This is a genomic window from Streptomyces sp. NPDC021019 (genome assembly GCF_044333295.1).
GTDB lineage: Bacteria > Actinomycetota > Actinomycetes > Streptomycetales > Streptomycetaceae > Streptomyces.
This window is the reverse complement of the sequence record NZ_JBIRQR010000002.1, coordinates 909,936-923,496: the sequence shown is the minus strand read 5'-3', so window position 1 is coordinate 923,496 and position 13,561 is coordinate 909,936. Positions and strand designations below refer to the sequence as shown.

General features: G+C 68.7%; 12 protein-coding genes. 5 read left to right on the top strand and 7 right to left on the bottom strand.

Annotation, left to right across the window (positions count from 1 at the left end):
- Positions 1 to 44 precede the first annotated feature (44 nt).
- The gene (locus ACH4RG_RS15240; protein ID WP_397916822.1) at positions 45 to 2,654 is read left to right on the top strand and encodes a glycosyltransferase; all 2,610 of its coding nucleotides are present in this window, start codon (positions 45 to 47) and stop codon (positions 2,652 to 2,654) included.
- 93 nt (positions 2,655 to 2,747) lie between these two features.
- On the opposite strand, the gene wecB is transcribed toward ACH4RG_RS15240, so the two are convergent.
- Positions 2,748 to 3,839, bottom strand: coding sequence for a non-hydrolyzing UDP-N-acetylglucosamine 2-epimerase (wecB, locus tag ACH4RG_RS15235; RefSeq protein WP_397916821.1), 1,092 nt, complete (start codon positions 3,837 to 3,839; stop codon positions 2,748 to 2,750).
- Between the two features lie 174 nt (positions 3,840 to 4,013).
- Between wecB and ACH4RG_RS15230 the strand changes: the two genes are divergently transcribed.
- A complete protein-coding gene (locus ACH4RG_RS15230; RefSeq protein ID WP_397916820.1) occupies positions 4,014 to 5,621 on the top strand; it encodes a glycosyltransferase family 4 protein in 1,608 nt (535 codons plus the stop codon).
- An 88-nt stretch (positions 5,622 to 5,709) separates the two neighbouring features.
- Here ACH4RG_RS15230 and ACH4RG_RS15225 read toward each other — a convergent pair whose 3' ends face one another.
- From ACH4RG_RS15225 to ACH4RG_RS15200, 6 genes are all read right to left on the bottom strand, one after another.
- Positions 5,710 to 6,861, bottom strand: coding sequence for an acyltransferase family protein (locus tag ACH4RG_RS15225; RefSeq protein WP_397916819.1), 1,152 nt, complete (start codon positions 6,859 to 6,861; stop codon positions 5,710 to 5,712).
- An 81-nt stretch (positions 6,862 to 6,942) separates the two neighbouring features.
- Complete coding sequence (locus ACH4RG_RS15220; RefSeq protein ID WP_397916818.1) at positions 6,943 to 7,545, bottom strand: acyltransferase; 603 nt, start codon at positions 7,543 to 7,545, stop codon at positions 6,943 to 6,945.
- A 162-nt stretch (positions 7,546 to 7,707) separates the two neighbouring features.
- The gene (locus ACH4RG_RS15215) at positions 7,708 to 8,844 is read right to left on the bottom strand and encodes a transglycosylase family protein (protein ID WP_398160682.1); all 1,137 of its coding nucleotides are present in this window, start codon (positions 8,842 to 8,844) and stop codon (positions 7,708 to 7,710) included.
- 98 nt (positions 8,845 to 8,942) lie between these two features.
- A complete protein-coding gene (locus tag ACH4RG_RS15210; RefSeq protein ID WP_398539648.1) occupies positions 8,943 to 10,337 on the bottom strand; it encodes an FG-GAP-like repeat-containing protein in 1,395 nt (464 codons plus the stop codon).
- 181 nt (positions 10,338 to 10,518) lie between these two features.
- Entirely contained in the window at positions 10,519 to 10,689 is a 171-nt protein-coding gene (locus tag ACH4RG_RS15205) for a hypothetical protein (protein ID WP_397916816.1), read from the bottom strand.
- Between the two features lie 113 nt (positions 10,690 to 10,802).
- The gene (locus ACH4RG_RS15200; protein WP_398539647.1) at positions 10,803 to 11,150 is read right to left on the bottom strand and encodes a hypothetical protein; all 348 of its coding nucleotides are present in this window, start codon (positions 11,148 to 11,150) and stop codon (positions 10,803 to 10,805) included.
- Between the two features lie 166 nt (positions 11,151 to 11,316).
- Here ACH4RG_RS15200 and ACH4RG_RS15195 point away from each other — a divergent pair, with 166 nt between their 5' ends.
- From ACH4RG_RS15195 to rpmA, 3 genes are all read left to right on the top strand, one after another.
- Positions 11,317 to 12,303 (top strand): LuxR C-terminal-related transcriptional regulator, encoded by a 987-nt coding sequence (locus tag ACH4RG_RS15195; protein ID WP_398161043.1) that lies wholly within the window; start codon positions 11,317 to 11,319, stop codon positions 12,301 to 12,303.
- A gap of 533 nt (positions 12,304 to 12,836) precedes the next feature.
- On the top strand, positions 12,837 to 13,157 hold the full coding sequence (gene rplU, locus ACH4RG_RS15190) for a 50S ribosomal protein L21 (RefSeq protein WP_003969204.1): 321 nt from the start codon (positions 12,837 to 12,839) through the stop codon (positions 13,155 to 13,157).
- A 14-nt stretch (positions 13,158 to 13,171) separates the two neighbouring features.
- Positions 13,172 to 13,429 carry a 50S ribosomal protein L27 gene (gene rpmA / locus ACH4RG_RS15185; RefSeq protein WP_164612097.1) on the top strand — a complete coding sequence of 86 codons (258 nt, stop codon included), beginning with the start codon at positions 13,172 to 13,174 and terminating at the stop codon, positions 13,427 to 13,429.
- Positions 13,430 to 13,561: the final 132 nt, after the last annotated feature.

Sequence of the window (13,561 nt, the reverse complement as noted above, 5' to 3'; positions counted from 1 at the left end):
CGATATGTCCGAGATAGCTCAGTTTGTCGTGTAAGGATTGAAGCATGTCAACATCTGTAGCCCGCCCCAAACTTGCCGTCATCGTCGCCAACGGCATCAGCGGGGACTCCCGGGTGCAGAAGACGGCGCTCGCCGCGGCGCGCGCCGGGTGGGACGTCACTCTCATCGGCCGCAGCTCGTCCAAGCACACCGAGCGTTCCTGGTTCGGACCCGTCAAGGTGGTGCGGGTACCGGTCGCCTCGCACATCAAGCGCCGCGTGGCGGCCCGGGCCGCCCACGGGAGTGCCCGTGCTCAGCTGACGCAGTTCGGGATCAAGGACCGTGCCGCGCTGGAGCAGTTGCGTGCCGCGCACGGCGCCTGGGTACGGGAGACGACCGCGAGGATCGGGTGGCTGAGCCAGGCCCCGGCCTACAGCGCCCCGGCCGCCGTGGGTCTCAAGGCAGTGGTGCGAGCCCGGCGCAGCGCGCACAAGCTGCGGTTGAAGGCGTACAAGTGGGAAGAGCGCCGCAAGCCCGAGCAGCAGCCCACCGGCGAGTGGCGCAAGGACTGGCCGGCCCTGCTCGACCTGGACCTCGCGTTCGGTCCCGTCATCGAGAAGCTCGCGCCCGACGTCATCCACGCGAACGACATCACCGCCATCAACCTGGGGGCCATGGCGGCCGCGCGGCTGCGGGCGAGCGGGCGCACGTGCGTCTGGCTCTACGACGCCCACGAGTACGTCGCGGGAGTCGAGTGGCCCCAGCCCCGGATGGACAGCGCCTTCCCCGCCGTGGAGAAGGAGTTCATCGCGAAGGCCGACGCGGTGGTGACGGTCTCCCCGGAGATCGCCGAGGTCATCCGCAAGGACTACGGTCTGGCCAGGACTCCTCTGGTGGTCCGCAACACCCCGATCCGCGAGACGATCGGCGGGGCCGGTGGCAGGGTGTCCGTCCGTCAGGCGTGCGGCCTGGACGACGGCGTTCCGCTGCTCGTGTACTCCGGCTGGATCTCCTCCGAGCGCGGCCTCGGCACAGCCGTGGAGGGCCTGGCCCAGCTGCCCGGCTACCACCTGGCGATCGTCGCGGGCAAGCGCAGCCCGGAGCTGGTCCGGCTGCTCGCCCTGGCCGAGGAGACCGGCGTACGGGACCGTATCCACGTGGTGCCCTATGTGGCCCAGCACGAGGTGGCGGACTATCTCTCCACCGCCGACCTCGGACTGATCTGCTCCCAGCGGACGATCAACTACGAGTTGTCGCTGCCGACCAAGACGGCCGAGTACCTGCACGCGGGACTGCCGATCATCGCCAGCGACGTGAAGACCCTCAGCGCGTTCGTGCGGGAGCACGGTGTCGGCGAGGTGTTCGTCTCCGGCGACGCGGGCTCGTTCGTCGAAGCCGTCACCCGCGGTCTCGCGCGCGCCGCGGACATGAAGGAGAACATCAGCGAAGCCATACTCACCGAGCTCTCCTGGGAACACCAGTGCGAGGGCCTGATGGCGCTCTACAGCGAGATCTCGGGCCTCACGCCGCCTCCCGCCGAGGCGGGCTTCTCCTGGGAGGCCGTCGAGCGACCGGTCACCGCTGCCGAGGCCGAGGAGCCGCGCGAGCAGCTGGAACGAGGCTGGACCCCGCTCGGCAAGACCCCGATCAAGCTCGGTCTCGGCCCGGCGAACTACGCCGGACAGCTCGCCGCCTTCGCGCAGGCCGTCACCCGTGAACGCGCGGACGTCTCGGCGGAAGTGGTCAAGCACCGTACGGCGCGGACCCACGACTACCCGGCAGACGTCTACGTCGAGGGCAAGGCACTCAAGAACCTCGACGTCCAGCTCGAACAGGTGCAGCGGATCCTGCCGCGCTACACGCACCTCATCGCCGATGCCTTCCGTCCCGTCTTCGGCGGGCTCAACGGCGACAGCATCGAGGGTGACCTGCCCGCGCTGCGCCACGGAAAGGTCAAGGTCGCGCTGCTCGCCCACGGCAGCGAGGTCCGCGACCCCGCGCTCCACCGGAAGCGCAACCCGTACTCCCTCTTCCTCGACGCCCCGGAAGGTTACGAGGAGAAGCTCGCCGCCATCGCGGAGCAGAATCGTCGCATCGCGCGGGAGAGCGGGCTGCCGGTCTTCGTCACCACCCCTGATCTGCTGCTCGACCTGCCGATGGCGACCTGGGCACCGCTCGTCGTCGACGTCGACGCCTGGTCCTGTGACCGCCCCGTCATGGAGCGTGAGCGTCCGGTGGTCCTGCACGCTCCCTCCGCACGCTGGACCAAGGGCACCGACCGGGTGCTGCCGGTGCTCCAGGGCCTCCACGACCGCGGTCTGATCGACTTCCGGCTGGCGGAGCAGGTCTCCTGGAACACGGTCCGGGAGATGGTGATGGAGGCGGACATCATCATCGACCAGTTCGCCATCGGTACGTACGGCACGTTCGCCTGCGAGGGAATGGCGGCGGGGAAGCCCGTCGTCGCGTACCTCGACAAGGAGTCGATCGCGGCATGCGGGGTGACCCCGCCGATCGTCAACGCCACACCGGAGACGCTGGACTCCGTCATGGAGGCCCTGCTCGCGGACCGTGAGGGCACGGCGCGGCTCGGCGTCGAGTCGGCCGCGTTCGCGCGGAAGTACCACGACGGCACCGCCACGGCTCGCGCCCTGGACGGCTTCCTGACCCGCTAGCCGCTCCCGCCGACGATCCCGGCGCACGGAAAGAGGCTCCCCCGGCCGCGTCAGCCGGGGGAGCCTCTTCATCTCCGCGTGAGAGCGCCGGGATCAGCCGCGCAGCGCCTGCTCCATCAGCTCCACGACCCGTACGGCCGCGGTGCCCTCGCCGTACGGGGTGCCGCGGTCGGTCCCCGGGGCAGGGCGGGTGGCCAGCGCCGCGAACGCGTCGGACGCCAGCTCGTGCGGGTCCGGCACGAGGACGTTCCAGCCGCCCTCCAGGGTCTCGACCCACTCGGTCTCGGGGCGGACCGTGGTGCAGGCCCTGCCGAGCAGGAACGCCTCCTTCTGCAGGCCGCCCGAGTCGGTGACCACTCCGGACGACGCCATCACCGCGGCGACCAGACCGGCGTACGGCAGCGGGCGGCCGACGTGCACGCTGCCCTGGGCCAGCTTGATGCCGTGCTCCTCGGCGCGTGCCACCAGCCGGGGGTGGGCGAGCAGAGCCACCGGCACGGGCAGGGCGGCCAGCGACGCCAGGATGGCCGAGAGCCGTTCGGGATCGTCGGTGTTGTCCGGCCGGTGGAGCGTGGCGAGGAGGAACGGCTTCGACGGGTCGATGCCCTCGGGCAGGGCCGGTGCGGGGTGGTCCCCGGCGGCCACCGCGTCGCGGATACGCAGGCAGATGTCGACCATCACGTCGCCCGCGAGCCGCGAACGCTCCGCCAGGCCCTCGTTGGCCAGGTGGCGCATGGCCTCCTCGGTGGGGGCGAGAAGCAGATCGGCACAGTGGTCGGTGAGGACCCGGTTGTGCTCCTCGGGCATCCGGCGGTTGAACGAGCGCAGTCCCGCCTCGAGGTGGGCGACCGGCAGATGCATCTTCACCGCGGACAGCGCGCCGGCGACGGTGGAATTGGTGTCCCCGTAGACCAGGACCCAGTCCGGGCGTTCGTCCTCCAGCACTTTGTCCATGGCGGCGAGCACCGCTCCGGTCTGCACTCCGTGGCTTCCGGAACCCACGCCGAGGTGGACGTCCGGGGCGGGGATGCCGAGCCCGTCGAAGAACACATCGGACAGATCGGCGTCGTAGTGCTGGCCGGTGTGCACGATGACGTGCTGATGGGACGTGCCGGCGAAGGCCGCGGCGATGGGGGCGAGTTTCACGAGCTGCGGCCGTGCTCCGACGACGCTGAGGACCTTCACGTTGTTCTACTCCTTGGAGGCTTGCCGGGCCCGTTGCGGGCCACTCCCGATGGTACGTGGGCCCTTGCGGGGCAGGGGCACCGCAGGGTGCCGCGAGGCCGGTATGCTCGCTGGCTGCGGTATGTCTGCGGCGGGGAGAAGGCCGTGACGGCGGCTATCAGGAAAGGCGCGTACATGGAGCCCGACAGCACCACGCGGCACAAGTCCCGGGGACGAGTCGTCATGCTTGTGGACAACGGGGTCAAAGGCGACTCCCGGGTCCAGAAGGCGGCCAGGTCCGCGGCGGACGCCGGATGGGACGTCGTGCTCTTCGGAGTCTCCCCGAACAGCGAGAAGCACTCCTGGAAGATCGGCGACGCCGAGGTGCGCCTGATCCCCAAGCCCAACCCGCTCAGGCCGCGCCGGCACGACCTGCGCCGCCCCTTCCCGCGCCGCCCGCTCGCCTACCGGTCGCCGCAGGTGGCGCGCTACCGGGTGCAGGCGGCCAAGGCCTGGCGCTCGGACCTGAGCTTCCGGCAGGCGGCCGCGAAGGCCGCGGCGGCCGGGCACCCGGGCCGCAGCGCGAGCGGATCCAAGGGGCGGCTCCTGGTGCCGCGGGTGAGCGCCAAGATCTACGGCAAGTGGGTCGCCCTGCGCGCCCGTGAGACGACGAACCTGCAAGAGCGCCGGTCGATGCTGGACGCCCCGCTCGACCGGGGCACGACCGCCCTGTGGCAGAAGCTGATGGGGCAGCGCTCCTGGCGCCGCCTGATGCCGAACCTGTGGGACTTCGAGCTGGCCTTCGCCAAGCACGTCGACGCCCTGAAGCCCGACCTCATCCACGCCCACGACTTCAAGATGCTCGGTGTCGGCGCTCGCGCCGCCGTGCGCGCCCGGGCGGCCGGACGACCCGTGAAGCTCGTCTGGGACGCCCATGAGTACGTCCCCGGCCTCCCCCCGCGTCACGGCCGCTGGCTGCCCGCCCACGTGGCGTGGGAGAAGGAGCACGCCGTGTTCGCCGACGCGGTGGTCACGGTCTCCCCGGCCCTCGCGGAGCTGCTCAAGGAGGGCCACCAGCTCACCGAGCTGCCCACGGTCGTGCTGAACGCCCCGGTGATCTCGCCGGGCGCGGACGAGGTGGCGGGGGCGGATCCCGTACCGGACCTGCGGGAGCTGTGCGGCGTCGGCCCGGAAACCCCGCTGCTCGCGTACGTCGGTGGCATCAACCCCGTCCGCGGGGTGGAGACGATCATCGAGGGCCTCGCCCGGATGCCCGACGTGCACGTCGCCATGGTCTCCGTACCGCCGGGCAAGCCGTATGCGGCGACGGCCACGATCCGCAAGCTCGTCGCCGAGCTCGGGGTCGGCGACCGGGTGCACTTCCTGCCGTTCGTCCCGCACTGGCAGGTCGCCGAGTTCGTGGCCCCGGCCGACGCCGCCGTCAGCCCGCTGCACCACCTCGCCAACCACGAGCTGGCGCTCAGCAACAAGTTCTTCGAGTACTCGCAGGCGCGGCTTCCCCAGATCGTCAGCGATATCCGCACGATGTCCGAGATGGTCACCTCGACGGGCCAGGGTGAGGTCTTCCGCGCCCAGGACACCGACGACTACGTGCGTGCGGTGAAGGCCGTCCTGGCCGACCCCGAGCGCTACCGGGCGGCGTACGACAAGCCGGGCCTGCTGGAGAAGTGGACCTGGGAGGCGCAGGCGGAGGTGCTCGACGGCATCTACAGCCGCCTGCTGCCGGACCGCCCCAGGGTGCCCGCGGCGACCTCCGAGCCCAGGGCCGACGTCCGGGCCTGAGCCGTCACGGATACGTCCGAGTGATATGCCGAGGGCCCCCGTACCGGAATCCGGTACGGGGGCCCTCGGCATGTCCGGCGGCGACGCGTCAGAGCTTCGTGCGCAGCCAGCGCACGGAGGGCCTTTCGACCCAGCGGTGCACCAGCCAGGACAGCACCAGCAGGACCGCCACGGTGACGCCGAGCGTGGGCCATGCGCCCAGTCGGCCGTACAGGATGCGGATCATGGCCCAGCCGAGCTCCTCGTGGAGCAGGTACAGCGGGTACACCAGTGCCCCGGCGGTGGCGAGCCAGCGCCACTGGAGTCGGTCGAACCAGTGCAGCGCCACCGCGAGCACGAGGAGATAGGAGACCGTCACCAGGGCCAGGGCCACGTACGGGCTCCGGTCGAAGCCCAGATCGTCCCGCAGTCGGTCCCCGTGTTCCACGAGGTCGCTCTGCATGGTCAGCCAGCTCATGCCGAGGAGCAGCCACAGCTTCAGGTCGGGCCCGAAGCGGTACATCAGGTACATGGTGATGCCGGCGACGAACAGAGAGGTGTTCAGGGCCGGGGCGAGCGTGGGCAGCAGGGGCACATTGGCGTACTGCTGGATCAGCACGGACAGGATCAGCCAGGACCAGCAGAAGATGTAGACGCGCTGGAAGGTGATCGGCTTCAGCAGTACGACGAGGAAGACCAGGTAGAAGCAGAGCTCCAGCCAGAGCGTCCAGTAGGCGCCGACCATGTGCTGTGCCTTCATCGGCACCTGGAACATCGTGAGGTTCGTCAGGGCGTCGCTGAAGCTGGGGGACGTGCGGATCCCGTCCGGCAGCAGCCGGTACACAGCGAGCGCGACGATCACGGAGAACCAGTAGGCGGGGAAGAGCCGCAGGAACCGGGCGCGGACGAACTGCCCCGGAGTGCGGCCCCAGGCCGACAGGCAGATGACGAAGCCGCTGATGATGAAGAAGAGCTGGACCCCGTAGGAGCCGTACTTCGCGAAGGGGAAGAGCCAGGGGAACAAATCCCGGGGGTTCTCGCCCCAGTTCACCGCTGACGCTTTGTCGATCCCAGCGAAGTGGAACGCGAGTACGGCCAGCGCCGCCACGACCCTCAGGGCATCGAGTGCGTAGAGGCGTAGCGGCGGATTCCGTGACTGGCCGCCTTGGTTCTCCGAGGCGGGGGCAGGTGCCGGAATCTCCGATCGCGCCCCGCCCGGCGGGGGCGCGTCGGTCTTGGCTGACGGGGAAGGAAAGTTCACCGACTCATCGTCGGTGGTTCAAGCCCCGTTGTGGGGAGAATGCATCGGATCGAGATCAAAAGGCGACCGAGTTCGCATGAGCTATGCGGTCGACTCGACGAGGACTCCGTCCTTCTCCTCGTACAGCGCCCCACTCTGGGGGCACTGCCACACCATCGGCTCACCCTCGCGCTCCACCAGGCGTACCCCGCTGCGGCCCACCCAGCCGATCTGCCGGGCAGGCACGCCGACGACCAGAGCGAAGTCCGGAACGTCCTTGGTCACCACGGCGCCCGCCGCGACCATGGCCCATCGACCGATCCGCACCGGTGCGACGCAGACCGAGCGGGCGCCGAGCGAAGCGCCCTCGGCAACCTTTACGCCGACCGCTTCCCAGTCGCCGCCGCGCTTCTGCTTGCCGTCCGGGTCGACCGACCGCGGGTTGTGGTCGTTGGTGAGAACGACGGCGGGGCCGACGAAGACACCGTCGCCGAGCTCGGCGGGCTCGTACACCAGCGCGTAGTTCTGCAGCTTCACGTTGTCACCGATGCGTACACCGGTGCCGACGTAAGCGCCGCGGCCGACGACACATCCTTCGCCGAGCCTGGCTCCCTCGCGGATCTGCGCCAGCTCCCAGACACTGGAGCCGGCCCCGATCTCGGCGGTCTCGTCGACCTGGGCGGTGGGCTGGACCCTGTAGTTCACGTACGGATACCTTCCGGAAGGCGGTTTCGCCGGAAAGCATACGGTCTCCGGAGCGGACGCCTCGCGGCCCGGTACGGGGCCACGGCCGCCAGGAGTCGATGTCGGCCACTCCGTCCGGCCCGTGTGCTGGACGGAGTGGCCCGGATTGCTGTGGTGACGGCCTCAGATGAGGTGTTTGAAGGTGTTCCAGCCGTGGCCGATGTCGGTGCCGGAGTTGAGGCTGTTGCTCTTGCTTGTGTAGAGGTGGAGGTCGCCGGTGTTGCGGTTGGTGGCGACGACGTCTGCGCGTCCGTCGCTGTTGATGTCGGTCAGGGTGAGGTGGCTCATCAGGTGGAAGCTGGAGCCGATTTCGATGCCGTTGCCGATGTTGCCGCCGGAGGTGCCGGGGTAGAGGAGCAGAGTTCCGGTGTCTTCGCGGGTGGCGATGAGGTCGGCGCGGTTGTCGCCGTTGAAGTCGCCGGCTGCCAGGTTGGTCATCTTGGACCAGCCGCTGCCGATCTGCTTGGTGTGTGCCACGCCGTTGCCGTTGCCGGTGTAGAGGTTGAGGGTGGCGTCGGTCTTGTTGACGGCCACGATGTCGGCCTTGCCGTCGCCGGTGAAGTCGCCGGCGGCGAGCTGCTCGATTCCGGTCCAGCCGTGGCCGATCTCGTTGGTCGACTTGAATCCGCCGTCGCCGTCGCCGATGTAGAGGAAGAGTTCGCCGGTGGTTCGTTTCGTCGCGACGAGGTCGCCGTCGCCGTCTCCGTTGAAGTCTGCGGCGGCCACCTTGTCCATGCCGTCCCAGCCGCCGCCGATCTCGCGGGTGAAGTTCACTCCGGAGGTGCCGTTGCCGGAGTAGAGGCGCAGGGTCCCGGTGGAGTCGACGCCCAGCAGGTCGTCCTTCAGGTCACCGGTGTAATCGTGATCACGGTGCACTTCGACGGGCGGGTACGGATCGGCTTTGTCGCCGGCCAGGCCGGCCACTGCCCCGCAGTGTGGCCAAGCGCCGGCGCCTTGTCCGGCCAAGACCTTTTCGGCTATCAGGATTTGTTGCTTCTTGGATGCCAGGTGGGCGTTGGACGCGTACACGCGGCCGCCGTATCCGGCCCAGGTGCTCGCCGAGAACTGCAGACCCCCGTAGTAGCCGTTTCCCGTGTTTATGGACCAGTTCCCTCCACTCTCGCACTCCGCGACCTTGTCCCAGGTGGCTATGGAGGCTGCTGCGGCAGGCTGGGTCATCAGCAGGGGAACGGCGAGGCCGACGGCGATCACGGCTGCGAATGCCGGGCGGTGTCGGCGGACGAGGGCGGAGCGAGGCATGACGCACTTCCGTTTCGAGTGATGGAGTGTCGTTGAGACGCGGAAGAGGGGCCCGCCCCCTACGTGCGCAGGCCCCTCCGAAGTGTCCGGCCGTGGTCTCAGATGAGGTGTTTGAAGGTGTTCCAGCCGTGGCCGATGTCGGTGCCGGAGTTGAGGCTGTTGCTCTTGCTTGTGTAGAGGTGGAGGTCGCCGGTGTTGCGGTTGGTGGCGACGACGTCTGCGCGTCCGTCGCTGTTGATGTCGGTCAGGGTGAGGTGGCTCATCAGGTGGAAGCTGGAGCCGATTTCGATGCCGTTGCCGATGTTGCCGCCGGAGGTGCCGGGGTAGAGGAGCAGGGTTCCGGTGTCTTCGCGGGTGGCGATGAGGTCGGCGCGGTTGTCGCCGTTGAAGTCGCCGGCTGCCAGGTTGGTCATCTTGGACCAGCCGCTGCCGATCTGCTTGGTGTGTGCCACGCCGTTGCCGTTGCCGGTGTAGAGGTTGAGGGTGGCGTCGGTCTTGTTGACGGCCACGATGTCGGCCTTGCCGTCGCCGGTGAAGTCGCCGGCGGCGAGCTGCTCGATTCCGGTCCAGCCGTGGCCGATCTCGTTGGTCGACTTGAATCCGCCGTCGCCGTCGCCGATGTAGAGGAAGAGTTCGCCGGTGGTTCGTTTCGTCGCGACGAGGTCGCCGTCGCCGTCTCCGTTGAAGTCTGCGGCGGCCACCTTGTCCATGCCGGCCCAGCCGCCGCCGATCTCGCGGGTGAAGTTCACTCCGGAGGTGCCGTTGCCGGAGTAGAGGCGCAGGGTCCCGGTGGAGTCGACGCCCAGCAGGTCGTCCTTCAGGTCACCGGTGTAATCGTGATCACGGGTAGCGGTGACGTCCTCGACGATGTTCTTGTAGCGGTACGGCACATAGGAACCGGAATTGTTGAAGTAGGCGTAGGGAATCGTGCGCCGCACGGCGTGCGGCGGGGTCTGCTCGATACCGACGTACGAGGTGCGCGAGGAGTTGGCCCAGCGCTCGAACAGGACGACGTGGGAGCCGCTCGTGGGGTTGGACGGGTTATGGAAGAGGAGCATGTCGCCCTTCTTCAGATCGCTCTTGGAAATGCGCGTGGCGTAGGTGTCGAGGTTGCCGGTCCAGGCGTTGGTGCCAAGGTTCCAGGCCATGGAGACCAGGCCCGAACAGTCGGTGCGATAACCGCCGCGGTAGTCGTTCATGCTGTACGGCACTTTCGCGTCGGCCCAGGTCTTCGCACGGGCTATGACCGCGCTACGAGTGATCGGCGCCGCCGTGGCCGCGGGGGACGACGAGAAGTCACTGAGAGGGGAGTCCGCCTTCAGCGGCCCCACCTTGCCTTGAGGTCTCTCGACGTCCTGGGTGGCGGTGCTCGCGGTGCCGGCGGGTGCAGGGGCGGCCGTCGCCACGGGGGGAAGGGCCAGGGCGCCGAGAACGGTGGCGGAGGCGAGGGCCACGGTGAGTACGGCGCTGCGCGCAGAAATTGTCGCGGGCATGACTATTGCTCCTTGTTGGATGCTCAAGTGGTGGAAGTCGGAAGTGACCGCCTGCGGGAAGGTGAACGTTCCGTGCGGAGGCGTCGAAGCGTGGAGAGGCGAGGGAAGGGGCGGGCCTGGCCTGGTGCCTGCCCGACGAGGTGCGGCAGCCCATGGGCTCAGCTGTTGAGCGAGTGGGCGGCTACTGCCAGCCGAAGTCGTTCCTGGGGAGGTCGGCCGCGGCGACGCTCTGCCGGTCGGGGTCCTGGCTTCCGGAAAGGACGGTTCCGGCAGCCGCCCCGAGGCCGTGAAGCAGTGATCCCGCGGCAAGGACGGTGATCACGGCGGCTCTGGCGGTACGGATGGTTCTCATGGCGGCTGACCCTTCGGCGGAGATGGACTCGGCGGGTGGTTCCGGCCGTGGGTTCCGTGGGGACGTGAGGCCGGTCTGTCGCGTTCGCCGGTCGCTGTCCCTTCCGGCGAGAACTACTCTCCCCGCAGGTCGGAGGGGTGGGAAGAGGCTTCCGGTGGCCCCAAAGGGCCATGTCCCCATGAGGCCAGCAAGGGCGCCTCCGCCCTGCGCAGTCCCCAACCGGCCAGCCCTGCATGGGTGTTCAGCAGCCGATGGCACAACTCCGTTGCCAGGGCCTCGGCCGCGAGCAGGGACTCCGCCACCACGAAGATCCCGATGATCGGGTCCGGTTCGGCGTTCGGATGAGCGGTGACGTGCTCTATCCGTTCACCGGGCCGCGAGAGGGCGAGGGCGCGTCGGCCTGCGTCGGAAGGCAGGCAGCCGCCGGGCGGCGCTTTCAGCCGGGCGTGAATGAGATACATGCCATTGAGGTTGCAACCAGGCACCCGAAGCAAGCAGCTCTCGCTGCCGGCCCATTGGGGACATGGACGAAATAGGCCAACCCCCTTCCCGCTCCCCATCGAGACGGATCTACGTGCGATTATCGTGAAGATCACTTCACGGGAAGGTCGCTTCATGGGGGAGCACGTGCTGACTTTGCTGGGCATGGAGAGACGGGTGGAAGCCGTGTATCGCGCCTTGCTGTCGCACCCGGACGACGGGGTCGCCGATCTCTGCCAGCGCCTGGAAATGACCGAGGAGGAAGTTCGCGGCGGCCTTGATCGTCTGAGTGAACTGGCCCTCGTGCGGCCTTCGCGAGAGGAACGCGGCCGGCTTCGGGCGGTCAGCCCGGACGTCGGTATGGAGATCCTGCTCACCCGTCAGGAAGCCGAGCTCGCCGCTCAGCAGCACCGTATCGAGGCCTCCCGGGCGGCCGCCGCGCAACTGATCGCCGAATACGCTGATCTGCGCCCGTCGGTCGTCGAGCCCGGCGTGGAGCACGTGGTCGGCCTGGACCGCATCCGGGAGCGGCTTCACCTGTTGCAGCGGGAGGTGAAGGACGAGGTCATGATCCTGGCCCCGGACAGGGAGCAGTCGCCGGACAACCTGGAAGCCGCCAAGCCGCTCGACCGGTCCCTGCTGGAGCGGGGAGTCCGTATGCGCACCGTCTATCTCGACAGCGTCCGCAACAGCCCGCACACCGTGGCCTATGCCGAATGGCTGAGTGGCCTGGGTCGGCAAGCCCGTACCGCCCCCACCCTGCCCATTCGCCTGATCATCACGGACCGCAGCACCGCGGTGATCCCGGTCGACAGCGATGACTCCGCCGCCGGCGCGGTGATACTCACCGGCCAGGGCACACTGACGGCCCTGTGCGCCCTGTTCGAGTCCCTCTGGGAGACGGCGAAGCCGTTCGGTGAGACCGAGAGGAAGAACGAGAGCGGATTGACCGATACGGAGGCGACGGCCCTCAGACTGCTGGCCGACGGTTTCACGGACGAGGCCATCGCCAAACGTCTGGGCGTCTCGCACCGGACCGCCCGCCGCGTGGCGACGGGACTCATGGAGCGTCTCGGTGCGCGCAGCCGATTCGAGGCGGGAGTGGGCGCGGTACGCCGAGGCTGGCTGGACTAGTACTCCAGTCTGGTTTCGTGGCCTGTCCAGCAGGTTCGCCGTGAGTCCGTCTCGGTAGTGGCTGCGCCGGGCTGTCGCCTGGTGGTGTCGGCGCCAGATGGTCCGGTGCGGCAGCCTGGCTGAGGTCGCGGCCGGCGGGACGAAGACCGCGGTGAGCGGGTGGCGGATCTCGGGGGCGGTCAGGGAGATCGGGTCGCTGTCCTGGGCCGGAGACTGGAGTACGGGGCCGGGCAGGCCGGTCTCGTGTGATGGGCGCCGCCGGTCGAGCGCGGGTCGGGGCGCCACCGGAGGCCCGCCTACGGCCCCGGAGCTGTTCCCCAGGGGGCGGTTTGACCCCCACACCCCCGCCCCGTAACCTTGCCCTTCGGTGTGTTTCCTTAACGCGCCTACCCCTGAGCACATCCCTCCCGGTAACGGTCGGTGTTCGCGCCGTCCGCCAGGAGAGGCCGCTCATCCTTCCGGATCGTCCCGGGCCCCGGCCCTTGCGAGCGGCTGGCATCAGGGGATCCGTTCCGAGCGAGAGAGAGATCCGCGTGTACGCCATCGTGCGCAGCGGTGGTCGCCAGCACAAGGTAGCTGTCGGCGACATCGTTGAGGTTGACAAGATTTCCACTGCCAAGGTTGGCGACACGGTCGAGCTCTCGACCCTGCTCGTTGTCGACGGTGACGCGGTCACCAGCGACCCGTGGGTGCTGGACGGCATCAAGGTCACGGCCGAGATCGTGGACCACCACAAGGGCGCGAAGATCGACATCCTTCGCTACAAGAACAAGACCGGCTACCGCCGTCGCCAGGGTCACCGCCAGCAGTACACGGCGATCAAGGTCACCGGTATCCCCGCGGCTGCGAAGTAAGGGACTGAGAACACATGGCACACAAGAAGGGCGCATCTTCCACTCGGAACGGGCGCGACTCCAATGCTCAGCGGCTCGGCGTGAAGCGCTTCGGCGGTCAGGCCGTCAACGCCGGTGAGATCCTGGTCCGCCAGCGCGGCACCCACTTCCACCCCGGCTCGGGCGTCGGCCGCGGCGGCGACGACACGCTGTTCGCGCTGACCGCCGGTGCGGTGGAGTTCGGTACGCACCGTGGCCGCAAGGTCGTGAACATCGTTCCGCTCGCCGTCTGACCTTCTCAGCGCGCGCAGAACGACACAGCACCTTCCGAGGGCGGATCTCAGCTTTCCCGGCGAACGGGGAAGCGGGTCCGCCCTCGGCGTGTTACGACAGAGACAATTCCGTATTTTCCTGCTGTACCTGGA